The sequence below is a fragment of the Paenibacillus sp. FSL H7-0326 genome, assembly GCF_001955535.1.
Taxonomy (GTDB): domain Bacteria; phylum Bacillota; class Bacilli; order Paenibacillales; family Paenibacillaceae; genus Paenibacillus; species Paenibacillus shunpengii.
This window is the reverse complement of the sequence record NZ_MPVN01000003.1, coordinates 326,710-347,406: the sequence shown is the minus strand read 5'-3', so window position 1 is coordinate 347,406 and position 20,697 is coordinate 326,710. Positions and strand designations below refer to the sequence as shown.

17 protein-coding genes are annotated in these 20,697 nt (G+C 43.3%); 8 read left to right on the top strand and 9 right to left on the bottom strand.

Annotated features, from left to right (window positions below):
• Positions 1–161: 161 nt before the first annotated feature.
• Positions 162–938 carry a TerC family protein gene (locus BK126_RS17495; RefSeq protein ID WP_076313834.1) on the bottom strand — a complete coding sequence of 259 codons (777 nt, stop codon included), beginning with the start codon at positions 936–938 and terminating at the stop codon, positions 162–164.
• A gap of 276 nt (positions 939–1,214) precedes the next feature.
• Here BK126_RS17495 and BK126_RS29865 point away from each other — a divergent pair, with 276 nt between their 5' ends.
• Together BK126_RS29865 and BK126_RS17490 are read left to right on the top strand one after the other, a co-directional pair.
• Positions 1,215–1,319, top strand: a complete 105-nt coding sequence (locus tag BK126_RS29865) for a DUF6254 family protein (protein WP_256209697.1) — start codon at positions 1,215–1,217, stop codon at positions 1,317–1,319.
• A 391-nt stretch (positions 1,320–1,710) separates the two neighbouring features.
• The gene (locus BK126_RS17490) at positions 1,711–2,664 is read left to right on the top strand and encodes an L-lactate dehydrogenase (protein ID WP_076313833.1); all 954 of its coding nucleotides are present in this window, start codon (positions 1,711–1,713) and stop codon (positions 2,662–2,664) included.
• A 73-nt stretch (positions 2,665–2,737) separates the two neighbouring features.
• Here BK126_RS17490 and BK126_RS17485 read toward each other — a convergent pair whose 3' ends face one another.
• Entirely contained in the window at positions 2,738–3,301 is a 564-nt protein-coding gene (locus BK126_RS17485) for a TetR/AcrR family transcriptional regulator (protein ID WP_076313832.1), read from the bottom strand.
• A gap of 167 nt (positions 3,302–3,468) precedes the next feature.
• On the opposite strand from BK126_RS17485, the gene BK126_RS17480 reads away from it, so the two are divergent.
• Together BK126_RS17480 and BK126_RS17475 are read left to right on the top strand one after the other, a co-directional pair.
• Positions 3,469–4,947, top strand: a complete 1,479-nt coding sequence (locus BK126_RS17480; RefSeq protein ID WP_076313831.1) for a DHA2 family efflux MFS transporter permease subunit — start codon at positions 3,469–3,471, stop codon at positions 4,945–4,947.
• Positions 4,948–5,178: 231 nt separating this feature from the next.
• The gene (locus BK126_RS17475; RefSeq protein WP_076313830.1) at positions 5,179–6,159 is read left to right on the top strand and encodes a YpdA family putative bacillithiol disulfide reductase; all 981 of its coding nucleotides are present in this window, start codon (positions 5,179–5,181) and stop codon (positions 6,157–6,159) included.
• A gap of 97 nt (positions 6,160–6,256) precedes the next feature.
• Here the strand turns inward: BK126_RS17475 and BK126_RS17470 are convergent, their stop codons facing one another.
• The 3 genes from BK126_RS17470 to BK126_RS17460 all read right to left on the bottom strand — a co-directional run bounded on the left by BK126_RS17470 (position 6,257) and on the right by BK126_RS17460 (position 10,533).
• Positions 6,257–7,966: an ABC transporter substrate-binding protein gene (locus BK126_RS17470; RefSeq protein ID WP_076313829.1), complete on the bottom strand. Its 1,710-nt coding sequence runs from the start codon at positions 7,964–7,966 to the stop codon at positions 6,257–6,259.
• Positions 7,967–8,414: 448 nt separating this feature from the next.
• A complete protein-coding gene (locus BK126_RS17465; protein WP_076314099.1) occupies positions 8,415–9,896 on the bottom strand; it encodes a DHA2 family efflux MFS transporter permease subunit in 1,482 nt (493 codons plus the stop codon).
• Between the two features lie 58 nt (positions 9,897–9,954).
• Positions 9,955–10,533: a TetR/AcrR family transcriptional regulator gene (locus tag BK126_RS17460; protein WP_076313828.1), complete on the bottom strand. Its 579-nt coding sequence runs from the start codon at positions 10,531–10,533 to the stop codon at positions 9,955–9,957.
• Between the two features lie 315 nt (positions 10,534–10,848).
• On the opposite strand from BK126_RS17460, the gene BK126_RS17455 reads away from it, so the two are divergent.
• A complete protein-coding gene (locus tag BK126_RS17455; RefSeq protein WP_076313827.1) occupies positions 10,849–11,724 on the top strand; it encodes a hypothetical protein in 876 nt (291 codons plus the stop codon).
• A 255-nt stretch (positions 11,725–11,979) separates the two neighbouring features.
• Here the strand turns inward: BK126_RS17455 and BK126_RS17450 are convergent, their stop codons facing one another.
• Entirely contained in the window at positions 11,980–13,293 is a 1,314-nt protein-coding gene (locus BK126_RS17450) for an alkaline phosphatase (protein WP_256702896.1), read from the bottom strand.
• Positions 13,294–13,560: 267 nt separating this feature from the next.
• Between BK126_RS17450 and BK126_RS17445 the strand changes: the two genes are divergently transcribed.
• Complete coding sequence (locus BK126_RS17445) at positions 13,561–14,976, top strand: catalase (protein WP_076313826.1); 1,416 nt, start codon at positions 13,561–13,563, stop codon at positions 14,974–14,976.
• Positions 14,977–15,255: 279 nt separating this feature from the next.
• Entirely contained in the window at positions 15,256–15,771 is a 516-nt protein-coding gene (locus BK126_RS17440; RefSeq protein ID WP_083655940.1) for a hypothetical protein, read from the top strand.
• 150 nt (positions 15,772–15,921) lie between these two features.
• On the opposite strand, the gene nhaC is transcribed toward BK126_RS17440, so the two are convergent.
• Positions 15,922–17,319, bottom strand: coding sequence for a Na+/H+ antiporter NhaC (gene nhaC, locus BK126_RS17435; protein ID WP_076314096.1), 1,398 nt, complete (start codon positions 17,317–17,319; stop codon positions 15,922–15,924).
• Between the two features lie 387 nt (positions 17,320–17,706).
• Here nhaC and BK126_RS17430 point away from each other — a divergent pair, with 387 nt between their 5' ends.
• Positions 17,707–18,588 (top strand): PhzF family phenazine biosynthesis protein, encoded by an 882-nt coding sequence (locus BK126_RS17430; RefSeq protein ID WP_076313825.1) that lies wholly within the window; start codon positions 17,707–17,709, stop codon positions 18,586–18,588.
• Here the strand turns inward: BK126_RS17430 and BK126_RS17425 are convergent.
• Positions 18,563–19,741: an aminotransferase class I/II-fold pyridoxal phosphate-dependent enzyme gene (locus tag BK126_RS17425; RefSeq protein WP_076313824.1), complete on the bottom strand. Its 1,179-nt coding sequence runs from the start codon at positions 19,739–19,741 to the stop codon at positions 18,563–18,565. The genes BK126_RS17430 and BK126_RS17425 overlap by 26 nt on opposite strands.
• The gene (locus BK126_RS17420) at positions 19,731–20,675 is read right to left on the bottom strand and encodes a D-alanine--D-alanine ligase (RefSeq protein WP_076313823.1); all 945 of its coding nucleotides are present in this window, start codon (positions 20,673–20,675) and stop codon (positions 19,731–19,733) included. Before BK126_RS17420 ends, BK126_RS17425 begins: the two co-directional genes overlap by 11 nt.
• Between the last annotated feature and the right edge of the window lie 22 nt (positions 20,676–20,697).

The following is a 20,697-nucleotide window of genomic DNA, read 5'->3' as shown; positions in this document are numbered from 1 at the left end:
TTATTAATTGTTTCACTATGTATAATATCAAATCAGCCCTACATAGGGTAAGAACAAGCGGATATAAAATATAAAAAGAGCCGCGTCATTCGCAGCTCCTGGAATTCCATGCTCATATTGTCAACGACAAGTTATATTTCTCTGCTGACAGCAGGTTGAAACTATACAATATCTTCTGCCGCTTGCTTCTTGTTCGCTGGAGCAAACCAGCCCCACAGTGCAATAGCAACCAACACCCCATAGAATACAAGCGTCCAGCCTGTGCTGTGTGGAAAGTGATGATCCAGCACTCCGATGTCCTCGTGGGCAAGGGTAATTACAGCCAGCTTCACACCAACCCATGCAACGATTGCATAGGCTGTCGTTTCCAGTGCCGGGCGGTCAACAAGCAGCTTCACAAACCATGTGGCAGCAAACTTAATGAGTACCAGTCCAGCGATACCACCGAGCACTACAACGATAAATTTACCACCGTCCATTCCTCCGAAATTGCCAAGCGGTGAATCCGGAAGTCCGAGGGCAAGAGCTACTGCAGCCAGTATAGAGTCAATCGCAAAGGCGATATCGGCAAGCGCGATTTTACCAACAGTGGCCCAGTAGCTTTTTCCGGCAGCTTTTTCCTTGACGTCCTCACGAATTTTCTCGTTTTTCTTCCCGAATTTTGCTTTGATAACATGCTTTAATCCGAGGTATAGAAGATACGCTGCACCGATGGCCTGTATTTGCCAAACGTTTGCAATAAACGAGATGGCGAATAAGGCACCAAAACGAAACACAAAGGCCATCATAATTCCATAATTGATCGCTTTCTTCTTCTGCTCTTCCGGCAAGTGCTTCGCAATTACCGCCAGAACAAGGGCATTATCCGCTGATAACAATCCTTCCAATCCAATAAGAATTAGCAGCGCCCATGCATACTCCAGCCAAATAGACTCCAATCGTGTTACCCTCTCTCCATTTAGAATGTTCTTGCTGATGACTCTAGTACATACCTCATGATTCTCATCATGACAGGAAATGAATACTTACATGATTTCACTTATTTCCTTTTTTATGTACGACATTAAGTCCCATTTCGTTTCGTTATCAGAAAAAATTTAACAAACTTCGTTATATTGGAGCTGCCTAACTTGATATAGACGAATGAAATTCACCGCGCAATGACACCCTAAAGAAGTAGTATACATCTCATTTGCCTAAGGAGGATTACTGTTATGACCAACCAGAAGAGACGAAAAGAAGCTGCCTGGAAGTCACGAAAGCAAGAACAGCATCCACATGGTAAAGTAAAATCGCTCAAGGAATTGTCAAGCGAGTAAGAGATGGACTTACTGCGATTAATGAAGAAGACTGCTGGCATGTATCGTCGGCAGTCTTTTATGATTGCAGTTACTATCATTTCAATTTATTCAACAGCTCCTTATCTATAACAATAACCTGAAAGTTTCGCCCAGAAACCGAACCATGAAATAACGCATCCTGCTGATTCCTTGACTGTCTCTGCCCTTCTGCGATCCCTCCTCCCTCTCGGCTGCTCTTTTGAACAAGGCATAGCAAATTATTTCTGTCTCCTTCGCCCTTCGTTTTCCTTATGATGACGATTCTGGATTGTACTATGCATGACAAGCTTTCATGAATGTTCATCAGCTGATAAAATGAAACAGACTTCTATGATATGGTTAATAAAACATATAAAGGAAGGTGACTGTCTTGAAGAATAATGTCAACCGTGTAGTACTTGTTGGAACAGGAGCAGTAGGATGCAGCTACGCCTATTCCATGATTAATCAAGGCGTGGCAGAAGAGCTTGTGCTAATTGATGTTAACGAGAGCAGAGCAGAAGGCGAAGCCATGGATCTGAATCATGGAATGGCCTTTACATTAACACCAACCCGAGTGTGGAGCGGTACTTACGCAGACTGCAACTCTGCAGATCTTGTCGTTATTGCAGCAGGACTTCCTCAAAAGCCTGGCGAGACTAGACTCGATCTCATTGATAAGAATACGAAAGTATTTCGGACCATTATACGCGAGATTATGGACAGTGGATTTGACGGGATTTTTCTCGTAGCTACCAATCCCGTAGATATACTCACTTATGTGACCTGGAAAGAATCAGGTCTGCCAAAGGAGCGCGTCATTGGTTCCGGTACAACCCTGGACTCGGCACGATTCCGCTACATGATTGGTGATTACCTGCAGGTCGACCCTCGTAATGTACATGCAGCGATTATCGGGGAGCACGGGGATACCGAATTTGCGGTATGGAGCCAAGCATCCATCGGAATTGAAAGCTTGTCCAAAGTGCTGGAGCGCCGTAATAATCCACAAGACCAATCCAAGCTTGATGAGATCTTCGTCAATGTACGGGATGCCGCCTATCATATTATTGAGCGAAAGGGAGCTACCTACTACGGGATCGGAATGTGCCTCGTTCGGATCACTAAGGCCATTCTTGGAAACGAGAACAGCATTCTTACCGTATCCTGTCTGCTGGAAGGCCAATATGGCCAAGAAGATGTATATATCGGCGTACCCGCAATAGTCAACCGCGGTGGAATTCGAGAAGTCATCGAAATTGGACTGGACAAGACAGAAACCGAGAAATTCAATCACTCTGCCTCCGTTCTCAAAGAAATGATTGGCACAATATATAATACGTAAATCATATATCCCTCCTTAATGGAGGGTTCTTTTTTATGTTCATTTATTTTCATGTTCAATATTGAATTTATGGCTAACTTATAGGTGACCTTTTGTAAATCATTGAAATTTGATTCGCTATATGCTCTGAGCTAAAGTGTATTCCGTCTCGAATCCACCACATGATCACCCCAATAATGGAAGCTGTCAGAATCTCGATCGATACCAAGTGTTCTGGTAACCCTCTCGTGATCAATGCTTTATCTCTTCTCGTTTCAATCAAATTCTTGAACAGATTAAATAACCTCGATTCATAGCTTTTATGCTCAAACAGTACAGCGAAGAGCTTCCTATTATCGTATATATAATCCAAAAATCGTGTAAGGTCCTCTTCGTTATCCATGATTTCCGACTGGACAAGCGGTTCTATCTTTATTGACAGCTCGTCAAAGATTTCATTAGTTACCTTGGTGATCAGATCATGAATATCTTCATAATGCAAATAAAATGTGGCTCTATTTAATTCAGCACGGTCGGCTACCTTCTGTACCGTGACCTGTGTCATAGATGATTCCTCGATCAGAAGCGAAAGCGCAGCTTGTTTAAACATATTTTTAGAGCGAATCGCTCGTGGATCTTCCTTTTTCCTCATAGACATTTCCTTCTCCTTTGTCGATTAAATCGATGATTATAATCGGTTTCCCCTTCCCTGCTGATTAAACGACGGTTTGAAAAATTTTCCAAATAGTCAATTCATTTTCATTGTGGTACTATCTATTTTATTGATACGGTGTTGATAAAGCAATGCTTGGAAGGAGTATCTTAATGGAACAAGAGAAACCAGAAGTAAAAAAAGGAATACTATTATTTATTTTAATTTTAGGTTGTTTTTTATCGACCTTGAATCAAACCTTGCTCAATGTAGCTCTAAATGATCTGATGGATGTATTCAAAGTGTCGGCTACAACCATACAGTGGCTTGCAACTGGCTTTATGCTGGTTAACGGTGTGTTGATTCCCGCCACGGCCTACCTCATGAAGCGTTTCACCACCAGACAATTATTTGTGAGCTCCATGCTGCTGCTGTTAATCGGAAGCGTCATATGTGCAATATCTCCTAATTTTAGTATTCTGCTTACAGGGAGAATGATCCAAGCTGCAGGTACAGGAATAATTACACCACTCATGATGAGTGTTATCCTCATTGTCTTCCCTATTGAAAAACGAGGCAGTGTCATGGGCTTAATCGGGTTTGCCATTATATTTGCACCTGCAATTGCCCCTACGCTGGCGGGATTTATCATCGAATACGTTTCCTGGAGATGGCTCTTTATTGGATTGGTGCCTTTTGCGGCCATTGTCATTTTACTATCATTAAAATTCTTGGCTAACGTTTCTCAAACCGTCAAAGCCAAGCTTGATGTCGTGAGTGTTGTATTGTCTACGATCGGCTTCGGCTTTATATTATATGGATTTAGTACCGCTGGGAGTAAAGGCTGGGATTCCTTAAGTGTAATCCTATCTTTAATCATCGGACTCGTATTTACGTCTCTATTTTGTATGCGGCAAATCAAGTCCCCTGATCCTTTGCTGAACCTTGATGTATTTAAGAATAAGATCTTTACCTTCACATCTATCATCAATGTTCTCGTTACTATGCTGATGTATGCGGATTTGATCCTGCTGCCGATGTATCTCCAAAGCGGCAAAGGCTTTACCGCCTTTGAAGCTGGACTGTTATTACTGCCTGGTGCAGTGATTAATGCCCTGCTATCTCCAGTTACAGGCAAGCTGTATGACAAATTCGGTGCAAAACCACTGTTTGTTACAGGTCTTCTCTTCATTATCCCATCCATGTGGGCTGTGACTGACTTATCCGGTGACACTTCTTATATGTATTTAATGATCAGAACCATTTGTTTGCGTATTGGTCTCAGCTTTATTACGATGCCGCTTAACACGGCCGGTTTGAATGCCTTGCCAAGACAATTGGGCACACATGGCTCCGCAGTGAACAATACGGTTCGGCAAATTGCAGGAGCAATTGGTACAGCTGTTGTGATCACCATCTATACCGCTCAAGCAGCAAGTCATTCGATTGAAGTTCAGAGTCAGAATCCCACCGCTTCATCTGAATTCATCGCGACCTTGTCCTCCATATTAGGCTCAGGCGACGCATACTATTTTATGATGATTATAGGGATCCTTGCACTTGTACTGACGCTGCTCATGCCTGGCAAAAAGGCACAAAAGCAGATAACGGAGCAAGCTGTAGGGAACAAAGAGACGGTGTTATCTAAATAGCATTTTTTCATAAAAATGGAGGAAGATGAGATCAGCCATTGTTGCTGTCCATCTTCTTTTTTTGTTGATTTCCAAAACGTTTGCGGTATTAATTATGACATCAGACCGATCTCACATCCCATTTTTTATAAAAATAGAGCTAAAAAGTAGCACGTATGATAGAATAGGTAACACGATATGAGTGAAGGCAAGTTCAATAAATCAGCATTTGAGTTAAGGGAGGCAATATACATGGTGGATGTAATTATTATTGGCGGAGGACCTTGCGGGTTAGCAGCGGGTTTAGCATTGCAGGAAAAAGGGACTTCCTATCTCATTCTCGAAAAAGAAGCGATTGTTAACTCCATTGTCAATTGCCCAGCCGATATGCGGTTCTACAGTACTTCGGATCGTTTGGAAATCGGCAGAACTCCATTTCTTACACAGGAAGCACGTCCAACCCGATCGGAGCTGCTGAAATATTACCGACTTGTAACAGAGCGCGAGGAGCTAAACGTACACTGTTATCAGAATGTGGTCGGTATAACTTCAAGCCCTGACTTATTCACTGTACAAGCGGTGGATGATAAAGGAAACCAGCATACATACCATAGTAAATTTCTTGTCGTTGCCACAGGCATCTATGATAATCCAAGAAAGCTGCATATACCAGGTGAGGATCTGAACAAAGTAAAATACTACTATACGGAAGGGCATTCATATTACCGACGACAGGTTACGGTGATTGGTGGTAAGAATTCAGCTATTGAAGCCGCTATTGATCTCTATCGCTCTGGAGCCCATGTTACACTCGTTCATCGAGGAGAATCCGCACATGTCGGCATAAAGCCTTATCTAATTCCTGACATTCGCAATCTTGTAGAGAAGGAAAAAATTAAATTTTATCCCTTGTCCCATGTGGAAGAAATCACCCACAGTACAGTCTCTATACGCACTCCAGAAGAGCTGGTCAGCATACCTAATGACATCGTATTTTCATTAATAGGCTATCGGCCAGACTTTAGTCTGCTCAGTCAAGCCGGTGTTCAAGTGGATGCGTTGACCTCTGTGCCCTCCTATCGAGCTGATACGTATGAGTCCAACGTTCCCAACTTGTTTCTGGCTGGGGTTGTTACAGGTGGAACGACGAATCGTGTATATATCGAGGACGGCAGATTTCATGGGGGAAAGATTGCGGACGAGGTACAAAAGAGACTGCTTGTATCCGTGTAACAGCTATTGGGATGAATACAACAGAAGACAGCCGAGCATCAACATTCGGCTGTCTTCTTCGTTCCCGTTATAAATATCCTTCAAAGATTTGATATAACTACACATCTTTTCCTGTCCATAATTTAATACGCTCTTTAAGCCATTCTGTGTATTGCTGCTCCATCTCAACCGCACCCGCTTTATCAATCTCCGCCAGCATGCTGTCATAAATTTGATCAAATTGATCCGGTGATGAGACAATCGCTTCTGGAATTCGCTTGCGAATAATATCTTGTGTTTTCTGGAATATAACATTGTATTCTGTATCCGATGGAACCGGCATATTGTATGCTGCCCCCCACTCTTTCACAGGGAAATCCTCTTCCGTCGGGAACAAGCCTTTCCAAGTATCTACCCCATATGCTGCAAGGGTTTCTTTCTCAACTGGGTTATAGTTCTTAATGATTTCCTCAGGGAAGTTCGTTGTATAGTAATTACCTGTTGAATCTTTTACCCCATCACCATAACGCGCGCTGAAGATGTTATACAGGCCAATTCCGGATTCCTTCGTAAAGTTTGCATTGTCGTTGTTCTTTTTCTCTTGAACCTCTGCCGGTATCTTACGAACTCCGTCTTCTACAACGTAATGTTCTCCTTCAATACCCCAATTACGAAGCACCTGGCCTTCGTCAGAAGCGAGCCAGTCAAGGAATTTAATGGCACGAACCGGATCTTCACAGCTCGTTGTGATTCCGATACCGTATGCATCCAGACCGATGCTTTGGAAATCGGCACGTTTATATGTTTCGTCCAAAGATACAGGGTAGTGACCATAGGTCTGTTCATACTTTCCGGCAGATTTCAAAGCATTCTCTGCGTCACTGTATCCCCAATCCTGGTCAAGTAACCCAAGTACGCGTCCACTTGCAATTTTAGCCTTGTACTGATCATCCTTTTGAATGAAGCTCTCTTTATCAAGCAAGCCTTCGTTGTATATTTTGTTCAACCAGCGGAAAAACTCTTTCTCCTCTGGACGCTTGTAATGTAACATCGCTTCGTAGGTTTCAGGATTAATGTAATATTCGCCATCATCCGGAGCTCCAGTTACACCGAAGGCTGGATTTGTAACCGTTATCATAATTCTCCATCCATCTGCACTGAGTGAGATCGGAATCGTTGGCTGTCCATCTTCTGTTGTTGGATGCTTTTCATAATATGCACGAATCGCATTCTCAAAATCTTCAAGGGTTTTGATCTCTGGATAACCCAGCTCCTTCACCACTTGATGCTGTATTGAGAAACCGCCTCCTGCATCGAACAAGGTCTCTCCAACTCCCGCATTCGTTGGAAGCCAATATATGGATTGATCTTCATTACTGTATTTAAGGCGATTCATTTGATCTCCGTAAACCTTCTTCAGATTCGGTGCATGCTCTTCAATGAGATCCGTAAGATCAATCATCGCACCTGCATCAACCAGTTTGGACAAGTTACCTTTAGGATAGATGAGATCAGGATAATCACCGCTTGCTGCCATCAGAGGGATCTTCTCATCTCCGCCCCCGCTTGATACATCATACTCGGCATTGATCGTTACACCTGTCTCTTCAATAATCTTCTGGCCTATTGCATCCTGCATCTTGTTCCAGTTCGGACTTGCGTCCGCTCCAAAGAACGTAAAGGTGATTGGTTCTGTCGAATTCGATTCCGATGAAGCCCCTTCATTTCCAGTACTTGCTCCATCATTCGTATTTCCACAGGCAGCAGTAAACAACATTGTGCTTGCAAGTAGAAGCATGGCAACCGTTTTTGGCGCTTTGTGTTTCATTTGCTGTAATCCCCCTTAGATAGCTTTTTTATATGTATAACAGGCATCCCTGTCTATACCGAATTGAAAAGCAAGGAAACATACATACCCTTGTAAGCCTTGAAATAAAGCGCTTTAGGAACATAATGAAATTGATGAATAGAGCATTGCTCATTGCAGTGCAGTGTACTAGAGAAAAAGAGGAAGCATTTCGGGAAATCAAATGAGGTAACGTTTTCGAACCTAAATGTAAGTGCTTTCATTGCATTCAGTGTATGAAATATCATTCAATAAGTCAATCCTATTTTTTAAAAATATTCTGCATTATCATTCACTTGGAATAATCACATCGTCATCCTCTTGTTTGCAGAAACCAAAGAACATTATGAAATGGAATCAACCTAAACTATACAAAAAAGGGAGGCTTCCAGTACTGCGGGAAGCCTCCCTTTCTATATAACTTATATGATTAATGCATAGGACCTTGACCACTTTGTTGTCCAGTAACCTGCACCCGCTTAACGAAGAAAGAGATGACTAGACCAATGACAGCCAAGATTAATGCGAATACAAAGGCATTTTGTACGCCGCTTGTAAATGCAGCGAGTTGATTCTCCGGACTTTCCGGATTCGTCACTCCACTCAAGTAGCTTGCCTGACCTGCACTCAGAATGCTTACTGCGACCGCAGTTCCGATCGCTCCAGACACCTGCTGCAGTGTATTCATAATAGCTGTTCCGTGCGGATAATACTCCGGTGGAAGCTGATTAAGTCCATTCGTCTGTGCAGGCATCATAATCATGGAAATACCGATCATCATGAATAAATGCATTGTAATAATCATAGCCAGCGGTGTAGTTGGCTCAATGCCAGAATACATAAACAGGACAGCAGCCACTACAACGAGTCCAATACGAACAAGCCATTTAGGACCAAATTTGTCAAACAAACGACCCATCACGGGAGACAAAAATCCATTCAGCAAGCTGCCCGGCAATAGTACCAATCCAGCTGTCAGGGCAGTAACCGCAAGTCCCTGCTGTAAATACATTGGCAATATCAGCATGGACGATAACATCATCATCATACAGAAGAAGATGAGAATGAGCCCAATTGTAAACATTGGATACTTGAATGCCCGCAGATCCAGCATCGGCTGCTTCATTCTGAGCTGTCGGATGCTGAAGATGAGCAAAGACAATACTCCGACTAACAGTGTACCGATAACAACGGGGCTGCCCCAGCCACTGCCGGTTTCTCCGTGTCCGCCCGCACTACTAAATCCGTAAACGATGCCCCCAAAACCAAGTGTGGATAGGACAATGGAAGGTACATCAATTTTGGGTTTCGTCAATTTCGAGATGTTCGGCAGGAACATTAAGCCGCACACCAGCGAAATGATAAAGAACGGCAAGGAAATCCAGAAGATCCAATGCCAGGTCAGATTCGCAAGAATCAAACCGGAAATACTCGGGCCGCTCGCTGGCGCAAACATAATAACCAGTCCGATCAGACCCATCGCAGAACCCCGCTTCTCAATCGGGAAAATAATCAATATGGTGTTAAACATCAGCGGCAGCAACAAAGCTGTACCCACTGCTTGAAGCACCCTTGCAATTAATAGCATTTCAAAGGTTGGTGCCAACGCAGCTACCAGAGTACCTGCAATTGAAAAAATTAATGAAGTTGTAAACAATTGTCTCGTCGTAAACCATTGCAGCAGCAATCCAGACACAGGTACTAAAATACCCAATATCAGCAAATAACCAGTAGTCAGCCATTGAATGGTTGTAGGCCCTACTTCTAACAGATCCATCAGCGGAGTCATCGCTACATTAAGTGCCGTTTCTCCAAATAGACCGATAAATCCGCTGAGCAGCATGGCGAACAAAATGGGCAGTACCTTATATTGTTTTTGTTCCTGCCTCTCTTGTACAGTATCAGCTTTCATGGTAACCTCCACGGTTCCATCCTCCTCTTAATCTATAATCATTTATCTCTCTCTAAATCTACCTCGCGTTCTTTGCAACAACCGACAAATAATCTGCAGCCGTCAGCATCGGCTGTTTGTCTTGGTTGGTGAGGCTTATAATGAGTGCTCCCTCGAGCAAGGAAATGACCAATAACCCTGTTTCTCGTGCCTTCTGTTCACTAATGCCATCCTTAATGAGATTCTTGGCAATCACTTGCTGCCAATCTGCAAATACGCTTTGACAAGCTTCTCGCAGCTGATGACTGATGCACGATGTTTCGACAGCAGCCCAGAAGCTGAATGGCAAAAAACCTGTAAATCCAGCTGCTTCAGTCTCATCGGCAAGCTTATGAACGAAGAGTTGTATAGCGTCTCCGGTATTGTCGCTGGCTGCAAAGCAAGCTTCAAATTTCTGCAAAATATCCTCATTCGCTTTTTGGATACATACATGGGCGAGCTCTTCCTTGCCATGCGGGAAGTAGTGATACAACGAGCCTTTGGGTGTATTGCTTTCCTTAATAATCTGATTCAGCCCGGTCGCGTGATATCCCTGTGAAAAAAACAGTCTTGCTGCTGTATTTACGATGCATTCCTTCGCATTAGACTTCTCACTCAAGCAGAGTCACATCCTTAAGCATTATAACGATTGGTCTATATAATTAAAACCATATCATTGCTTACTGTCAAGCATTATTTTGAGAAGGGTGGTTCGCATCGTTATAGTGCGGATAACATCAAATTATTGCTCAACATGCACCATCTTACAATGCCTTTATGTATCCAGTACATGATCATAATCAAATCCGTGTTAAATCTATGGAGCACAATCTTTAAGAAGTAATTTTCCCCTACGAAAGCTTTATTGACCTCCTAATTCTTCTCCTGTAATATAAAGTAAATATTATGAAAATTATGGCGAGGAGAGGAATAAATGAGTGTACATTTTCCTTACGATGAGCCTCTGGACTTGGACTCTCTAGTAAATTTGATCCAATCAAATTATACAATCGAGAATTGGGAAGAGGTTCTATCCTTATCCGATCAGCTCATGCAGCTAGCTAAGGAAGTTCATCAAGAGCTTATAGAGACAGACTCCACGTCACATGTTTATAAAGACCATATCATCTATTACTTTGGATACAGTCATCTAATGAGTGGTCTCTCCTATCAGAAGCTGGGTGATTTCACCAAATCAAGAGAGTATATCTCCTTCTATGCCAATCTGGACTGGCTTGATGATTCCACAGAAACCGGCAAATATCTGATCGAACACTTTAAATTCTTTTCTTCTGCCAATGAGCTACAGCTGGATATTCTGGATGGCAAGAAGGACAGGCTTCCCGAATATGTACAATTCCTAGACGCTAACCCCGATCAAGTACTTCAAGGCTTAATCAATATCCTTCGTTCTGCGAATCAATTTAATTATGACGTGGACTCGATCATAACACACCTATCAAACTACGTAGAAGATTACAAGCATTACAATGATAAAGTAAAAGCAGCACATTACTTGTCCTACCAGTACCAGCTCGCACTATACCGAAATATGAATGAGGAACATTCAACCGCTATTGATATTACCCTTCATATTCTGGATGCTGCCGATGAAATGAGAAATGACAAGTATTTCAAAAAGGCAATTTCTTTGTTTGAAATTCTTAGGAAATTTGGTACTGTTTCTCAGCTCAAAACGTGTTATGATATACTCAATAAAATTCTTATGAGAGGAGATCTCCCTAATGAAAAAAGGTATTCTAGCCGCTCTGACAGTGTTGGGTCTGTTCATCTTCGTAGTTTATCCTGACTTTGTACCAAATTCAATCCAGCTTCTAGATCACGGTTCTGAGTTTAGACCTAAATAATTAACGATCTCCTTGCCAACAATGAACTACATAATGTAATGGCTATTCACGCTTATATTTTACGTGCTGTGAATAGCCATTTTTCTATTTACAATGGATGATAGTCTGCTCTTCATTGAAAAAGATCACTTGGGATTGGTATCTTCTCACCTCCCAAGTGATCTTTTACTTTCAGAGCAATGGAAATTACAGCTGGTTTATTTTCCTGGTGTAAACTTAATCTTGAACGCTTCTGCCATTAACACAGGCAAATCTGTATTCTCATGAAGTCCGTAGAATAGCTCTGCACCCGGGCCATATGCATACAGCGGTACGTCTACACCTGTATGATTAAGACTTGTCCACCCAATATTTGCCCGGGCAGATACAACTTCATTTATCGTAATCGCCGGTTGTTCTGAGGTCTTGATCAATTGAGCCTCTTCATCTGTAAGTTCAAGTGCAGTATATTCCTTCACAATCTCTTTGACATTACTGCGTGTGGAATTCAGCTTGGTAACCATATAATCACCGGTAGCCGTTACATTACGAATCACCTCAAGATCTACATCCCCTGGGCCGTTTCCTCCAACGGACATCCCTCCTGTATCATGATCCCCTGCGACGATAACCAGTGTGTTCTTGTCCTTCTTGGCAAATTCCAATACAGACTCCAGAGCCTTCTCAAATGCTTCTGAATCCTTCATAGCCCAGGCTGCATCATGATCATGACCTGCCCAGTCAATCTGACTTCCCTCTACCATAAGGAAAAATCCGTCTTTGTCCTTGTCGAGAACTTTCAATGCCGTTTCTGTCATTTCTTGCAGGCTAGGCTCATTCGTCGTTTCGCGGTCCAACTCCGGGGCCATGCCAGCTTCTGCAAATAAACCAATCACTTTGTCCGATCTTTCAACACGCTTCAAATCAGCTTTGCTTGAGATGTACTGATATCCATCCTCTTTTGCTTCATTGATAAGTGAGTCAGGGAAGTATTTTTTACCTCCGCCCAAAATTACATCAACATCGTTATCAATAAGCTGTGGAGCAATGGCCGATTCATCTGCCCGACTGGCTACGTGAGAGGCAAATACAGCCGGTGTAGCGTGTGTAATGGTTGAAGTCGCAACTAAACCAGAAGACTTGCCCTTTTCCTCAGCTGCTTCCAGGATGGTTTTGAGCTCTTTGCCATCAGGGGAAGTGCTGATCATGCCGTTATTTGTTTTTACACCTGTTGCAAAAGCGGTGCCTGCTGCAGCTGAATCTGTAATCTCAGAGTTTGCAGAGTATGTACGATGCATGCCAACTAATATCGAATCCAGTGCTGTTTCTTCTCCTTTATACCAACGGTAATTCGTTGCATAAGAAGCAGAGAAACCATCCGGAACCATAAAGATGACATTATCGGCTTTTCTATTATTATTCTGATTCCCCTTTGCATCTAAGATGGGTAAGTTACTTCCGGCAGTTATTGTGCCAAGAGTGATTGCAGATGCTGCCGTAATCGTTATTGCCTTTTTTTTAAATTTGTTCACTATTATTCCTCCTTTAATTATCAAATCTATTAAAATATAAAGCTGAAGTATTAACTCTATATTTTCTAAACGTTTTCTCATTGTAATAATATCGTCGTTATATTTTCTGGATTGAGATCGAATTATTTTGTAAGCAGAGTCCGATCTGCAGTACTATTTCTATCCATGAAAGAATAAGGATGAAAGAACGACAATCTGCATTTAAGCATAATATATCAACGCTATTTCGTTATTCACTTGTCAACTTTTGATTAGGAGGCTTGAATGATGGACGAAAACTCTACTAAATCAAATTTCTCTCGAAATCCTTCTACAAACGAAAATCAAGGATATCAGAATACAGGAGCAGGCTCGAAATGGGCTGGCGACATTCCCGCCGAGCTCCATTCTCAAACAGTCGGCAGCCGGGGACCCGTACTGGAGCAGGACAATGTATTACATGAAACTCTGGAAACCTTCGTACATACTAAAATTATTGAAAGGCCTGTACACGTCAAAGGCTACGGTGCTTTCGGATACTTTCAGACGGTAAATTCGATGTCGGCATATACTAAGCTGCATTTTTTACAGCAGCCTGGGCAGCAAGTCCCAGTCACGGTCAGATTCTCGCTCGCTGTCAGTAACAAAGGAACTCCTGACACTTCCCGTAATGTAAGAGGCTTTTCAACTAAATTTTACACAGAGGAGGGTGTCTTTGATCTTATTTGCAACCATATCCCTGTCTTCTCCGTGCGAGATGCTATCCGCTTCCCAGAATCAATCAAAGCGTTTCTTCCTTCACCAGTTAACAATCTAATTGATCCTGAACGATTCTGGAGTTTTGTAGCAAGGGCGCCGGAGTCGATGAACTTCCTGGTTTGGCTCTACTCCGACGCCGGTACGGTAAAGAGTCTCCGTCATATACCGGGAAACAGTGTGAATACATATGTTTGGAGAAATGCACACGGTGTACGTACTTATGTTAAATACTGCTGGATTCCTTTAGCAGGCGTGCAATATATCGATCGTCAAGAAGCAGCTCGAATTGCATGTGAAAATCCAGATTATGCAGGGAAAGACCTCTATGATACCTTAGCCGCAGGAAAAACAATAGAGTATGGATTGTACGTTCAGCTGATGAATCCTGCAGATGAAGCGATCCTGCCTTTTGATCCCCTTGACGACACGAAGGTGTGGGATGAACGGCAATATCCTTTGATACCAGTCGGCAGGATGGTATTGAACCGCAATCCAGATAATTACATGGAACAGGTTGAAAAAATCGCGTTCTCCCCTTCAAACTTGCTTGAAGGCGTCGAACTCTCAGATGATAAAATGCTGCAAGGTCGTGCGAATATTTATTGGGATTCACAACGCCGAAGGATCGGTCCTGATTTCCGCAGTGTTCCTGTTAACCATCAGCAGAACTGGACCACCGATGAGCTTATTACGAGCGGCAATGGCAGATTTGTTGAGGGTCATTTGACGAGGTCTGATATACCGAAGCAAGATGATTTTACCCAAGCAGGTCAATACTATCTAAGCCTGCCTCCTGTACAGCAAGAACATTTAGCAGATAATCTCGCCGCGGATCTTGAAGCTGTATCTCAAGAAACGACGAGCATCGTTCTTGGCTATCTCTATCAAGCCTCTCCTGAGCTAGGTGAACGTGTCGCAAGGCTAATTCAATCACAAATTAAATAGAGACTACTTTTTTCTGTGTAAAATTTAGTTTGACTACAACCATAGTCCAGGTCTGGACTATGGTTGTTTGCATGTTGTTGGTATGAAATTAGTGATCTATACATCAAGTCATTCCTGCGAAAAGCTCTGTATCATAAGACTATTAGAGTATAGAATAAGACTAAAGTATTATTTTTGTTTTTATGGAATTATTTTGCTATTTTCTACTTACTTCGACACTCGATACATGCTACATTATCTCTGGTTTTAAATATAAATTACGATATGGAGGATGATGATGTGAAGTATTTGAACCAATCGAAGTCGAAGTGGTTGATTGCTGCGGTTGCAGCTCTAACATTAACAGTGGCTATTCCCATTTCATCGGTTATGGCTGAGGATTCTGCAGCTGAAGTCAGACAGGTAGATAAATCTGCTGTTGCAGCACCTAACGTGACCATTATTCGGGCCAACGGTGAAGTTATTTCTCCTATGGCAGAAGGCGAATGGGATTATCTCGGTCAGCGATCTACCGTATCCTCTCAAAACCCTACAAACTATGTCCACTCTGGTGGTGGTGATTTCAAATTCCAAGTTGCCAGCGGTCCAAGTGGTGGCACTTGGTATCAGTTACGTGAATATGATCCAGGCAGTAATGCTGACGAGCTTGTAACTGGTTACGAGTACTTGTTGTACCCTGGCGACACGCTTATCTATAGGGGAATCGGAAGCTATGTAGATGGTGACAACAAAAAGGCAGAATTTTATGTATACGAAAGCTTCAGCGGCTCCGGCTCCGTAAAGTATTGGGATTGAGTCAAACAGACAACGCGTAAACTAGCTCAACATTACTAATATATATGCAGCCGCAAAGAGCCACTAATTATTCGTTGCTGTAGATTCCCTCACAACAGATAATAGTGCTCTGTATTCGGCTGCTTATATATTAACCATTAGACGACTTCCTTATTTCTGTGTATCTTTGATGGATTTCGGCAAAGAGATGCCTGTAAATCCATAGAAAACAGTTATTAATGGACATAGCAAGCAGAACAGAGCAAATGGTGCATATTCCACAACGGAAACTCCCAGCACAGAAGCAATAAACACACCACATACACTCCATGGAACAAGGGGATTCACTACCGTTCCCGCATCCTCAAGCACACGTGACAAATGCTTTGGTTCAAGCCCTGCCTTCTTATAGTAATCTTTAAACGCATTTCCGGGCAGTAAGACCGACAAATACTGCTCTCCAATAATAAAATTGACGGCTACAGCCATTCCTGCGGTAGAGCAAATGAGGATCGAAACACGATTTAAGAACCGCTGTACGATAGACAATAACGCAGGTATAATTCCAAGTCTGAACAGCAAGCCTCCCATACTTAACGCGAGCAGTATAACAGACACACTGAACATCATACTTTCTATTCCGCCTCTAGTCAGCATGGAATCCACATCCTCCACACCACTGGCAGATTGGTAACCAGAATAGAGCAGCTCCAGCATTCCTTTCATTTCCATGCCATTACCCGTCCAGATGGAGATGATTAATGCCGACAACGTACCTCCCAGCAAGGCAGCGGTAACAGGCACCTTCATAAAAGCAAGCAACGCAAGGATGACAAATGGAAGAAGTGCATATCCGTTAACAAGATTCAACTGGATCAAGGTCTCTTTTACCAGCTCAATCTGTTCTATACTTGTACTCGTTTGTTCAGGAGACAGCACTAGGAATACGATGAATGATATAATAAATGCCGGAATTGTCGTCCAGGCCATATTTTTAATATGATCAAATAGATCCGCACCCGCTACCGTAGCAGCAAGGTTTGTTGTATCTGATAGAGGTGACATCTTATCCCCAAAAAATGCTCCTGAAACAATGGCTCCTGCCGTGATTACCGGTGACATATCCAGTGCCGTACTCGCACCTATGAACCCAACACCCAAGGTTGCTGCCGTCGTTAGTGAGCTGCCAAGACTAACTCCGATAATAGCGGTAACTAGGAAGACGATCGCATAGAAGAATCTACCCGACACCAGCTCAACAGATAAATAGATGAAGGTCGGAATCGTCCCACTAGCCATCCAGCTGCTGATCAGCATCCCGATGAAAAAGAAGATCATGACAGCACCAATCCCGGATTTAGCCCCATCTGCCATGGCTCCTTCCAATTCTTTGAACCCCACCCTCTTTATAGCACCGTAAATTAACAGAAGTACAATACCGGATATCACTGCCATATGAGGAACTGCTTTAACTCCAATAATCAGGTACCCAAGCAGTCCCATTAACAGAGCCGTTATCACTACCGCTTCTATGGGATGGATCTTTAATACCTTATTTTCTTGATTCATATTTGCCTCCATATCAAAATCGTAATGCACATCAACATAAAAAAGCCCCTTCGCTTTAGTGACGAAAGGACTCATTAGGCTCCGCTCTTATCGCGGATGAATAACTTAGAACTCCTGCTCTCTGTAAGCTTGTTACCGTCTAGGTGCGAAATAAATCCATCGGTTGACGACAAATTTCATTATCCACTTTTATCACTAAAATGCTAAAATGCTTTTAAGCGTTAAACCGTGTGTGCAGACATCACTTTACACTAATTCATTACTCCTGTCAAAAATCCATTGACATGCTGGACAGCGAGCATAGTAGTAAAGGTACTCTAAGCTAAATGTAGATTATTAGGATCTCAAACGATTATAACGGACGTCTTACAAATTACTGGAGGTTATATGGGAAATATAAAAGTTTATCATTACGATGCATTTAGCCATATTCCTGGTATGGGGAATCCAGCCGGGGTTGTACTGGACAGTGCTGATCTGACGGAGGAGCAAATGCGACAGGTGGCTGAGCAGGTAGGATTCAATGAGACCGCGTTCCCGATGAAGTCGGAAATCGCTGATCTGAGAATTCGTTATTTTACACCTGGACATGAAATCAATCTATGCGGTCATGCCACCATGGCATCCATATATGCGCTGCATTCATCAGGCATGCTAGGGAATAAGAAGAATTTTACGATTGAAACAAAAGCCGGCGTCCTGCCGATCAGACTTAATCTGGAACAGCAGCAGTTATATATTACGATGAAGCAGGCAGCTCCCAAATTCCACACCTTTCATGGCTCCCTTCAAGAACTGGTGAATTCGATCGGAATTAAAGTCAGCGATATCGATACAGATATCCCCATCGTCTATGGCAGCACGGGAACATGGACCTTAATAGTCCCGGTAAAAACCCTGGATGCGTTCAGGCGGATGAAGCCTGAGAACAATCTTTTTCCAAACGTACTCAAGGAAATGCCTCGTGCTTCTATCCATCCGTTTTGCTTACAGACCTATGATGAAGCTGCTCATATCCATGCCCGGCATTTCTCATCCCCGTATTCAGGTACGATCGAGGACCCGGTTACAGGCACAGCTTCTGGTGTATTAGGGGCTTACTATGCAAAGTATATCAAGAAGGAATTAGCTTCAACGTTCGAGCTGCTCATAGAACAAGGACAGGAGTTAGGTAAGGATGGCCGAGTAAGAGTAAATGTGACCGGCGGCGACACGATCGAGATCACGGGCAGTGCGGTTTATGTCAATGAATTCCCTGTGTTAATCTGAGCCAGCGGCTGATTCTTTCCAATGCTTCCTCCAGCTGAGCGAATGAAGAGGCATATGAGCATCGGACGAAACCCTCGCCGCCACTGCCAAACACTTGACCAGGGACCACGGCTACTTTACCCTCGTGGAGCAGCCTGCCTGCAAACTCCTGAGAACTCATTCCTGTCAACGTAATGTCTGGAAAGGCATAGAAGGCTCCCTTCGGTTGCCGGCAGGACAGACCCATTTCACTTAAGCTCTGAATGAACATTTTTCGCCGCTCATTATAAGCACGCTTCATTTCTTCTTTTTCTTCATGTCCGTTCCTTAGACATTCCATTGCGGCAATTTGCCCCATAATAGGTGCACATAAGGTCGTATATTGGTGAATCTTAACCATTTCCTGCAGGAGCTGCTTAGGTCCGCATAAATAACCTACTCGCCATCCTGTCATCGCGAATGCTTTGGAGAAGCCGCTGACCACCAGCGTCCGTTCTCTCATACCAGGCATTGATGCGATACTCTCATGATGACCATCATACGTGAGTTCAGCATACATTTCGTCCGTAATTACGATGAGGTTATGCTGTATTGCCAAGCGTACAATCGGCAGCCAATCTTCTTTCTTCATCACTGCACCTGTGGGATTACTAGGAAAATTGACGATCAAGGCTTTCGTTCTTGAAGTAATGGCCTGCTCTAGTAACTCTTCGTTCAGTTTAAAATCGTGCTTATAGAGCAGCTCCAGCTCAATCGGAACGCCACCGTTTAAACGTACAAGCGGTGAATAAGCCACGTAACCTGGCACAGGTATGACAACCTCATCACCCGGTGTTATAAGTGCGCGCAGTGCCAGATCAATTGCTTCACTACCGCCAACGGTGACGAGAATCTCATCTATAGGATCGTAGCTCATGTTAAAATACTCGTTCAAATATTCAGCAATTTCTTCCCGAAGCTCCATGAGTCCCTCATTGGGTGTATACATGGTTTTTCCATTGTTAAGTGCCTTAACACATGCTTCTATTGCTCGCTTAGGTGTAACGAAATCAGGTTCTCCAACACCTAGAGAGATCACCTCTGGATCTGCTTCGGCTGCGTTAAAAAATTGGCGTATTCCCGACGGAGGCATCGTCTGTACGACAGGGGATAGGAATCGGTTCTTAAGATTCATTATCATCGGTCCCCCCAATACGTACATTCTCTTTGCTTCTTTCCTTCAAGGAGGCTGTAATGATTCGATCCAGCAGCTCTTCGTACTCTATGCCAGCTGCTCTGGCGCTCTGCGGAAACAGACTCGTTGGAGTCATTCCAGGAAGCGTATTTACTTCTAACACATAGACCGAACCGTCCTTCAGCATAAGGTCCACCCTGGCATATGCACTGCATTTTAAGGTCAAGTAGCACTTTAATGCCACTTCATTCACCTCGTTTTGCAGCACATCTGTGAGTTGAATGACCTGCTCCTCCGCTTCCCCTGCCTCATATTTAGACACATAGTCAAAAAAATCGGCTTTGGGTTTAATCGATATGATCGGCAGAAGCTCACCGTCTAATATAGAGCAAGTTAGCTCCTCTCCTTCTATATACTGCTCTATCATGACATGACGGTCCCACTTCAATGCTGTTGCTACTGCTTCCTCGAGAAGCTCAGCCGAGCGAACAATTTGAGTTCCGATGCTCGACCCGCCGCTATTCGGCTTGACGACGACCGGAAATGCAATAGTTTCGAAATCTACGGTCGCCAGCTCTTCCAAGCTGCTAACATTCATCCAGTCCGGTGTACGAACACCTTCTTGCCTCAGCAGCTTCTTGCTCATGTCTTTATCCATACAAATACTGCTGGAGAGAACGCTGCTTCCTGTATATGGAATCCCCAATGTATCCAGGGTGGCCTGCACTCTTCCATCCTCACCAAAAGCTCCATGAAGTGCGAGCAGAGCGACGTCAATCCCTTCTGTCTTCGTGATCATGTCACGCTTATCCCTAATCTCAATTGATATCGGACTATATTTGGATTGGTCCAGATGAACCATCATTTGCTTGCCTGTTTGGAGTGAAACTTCTCTTTCGGAAGATACTCCGCCCATCAAAATGCCAACCTTCACAACAATACCTCCCTTGAATTCA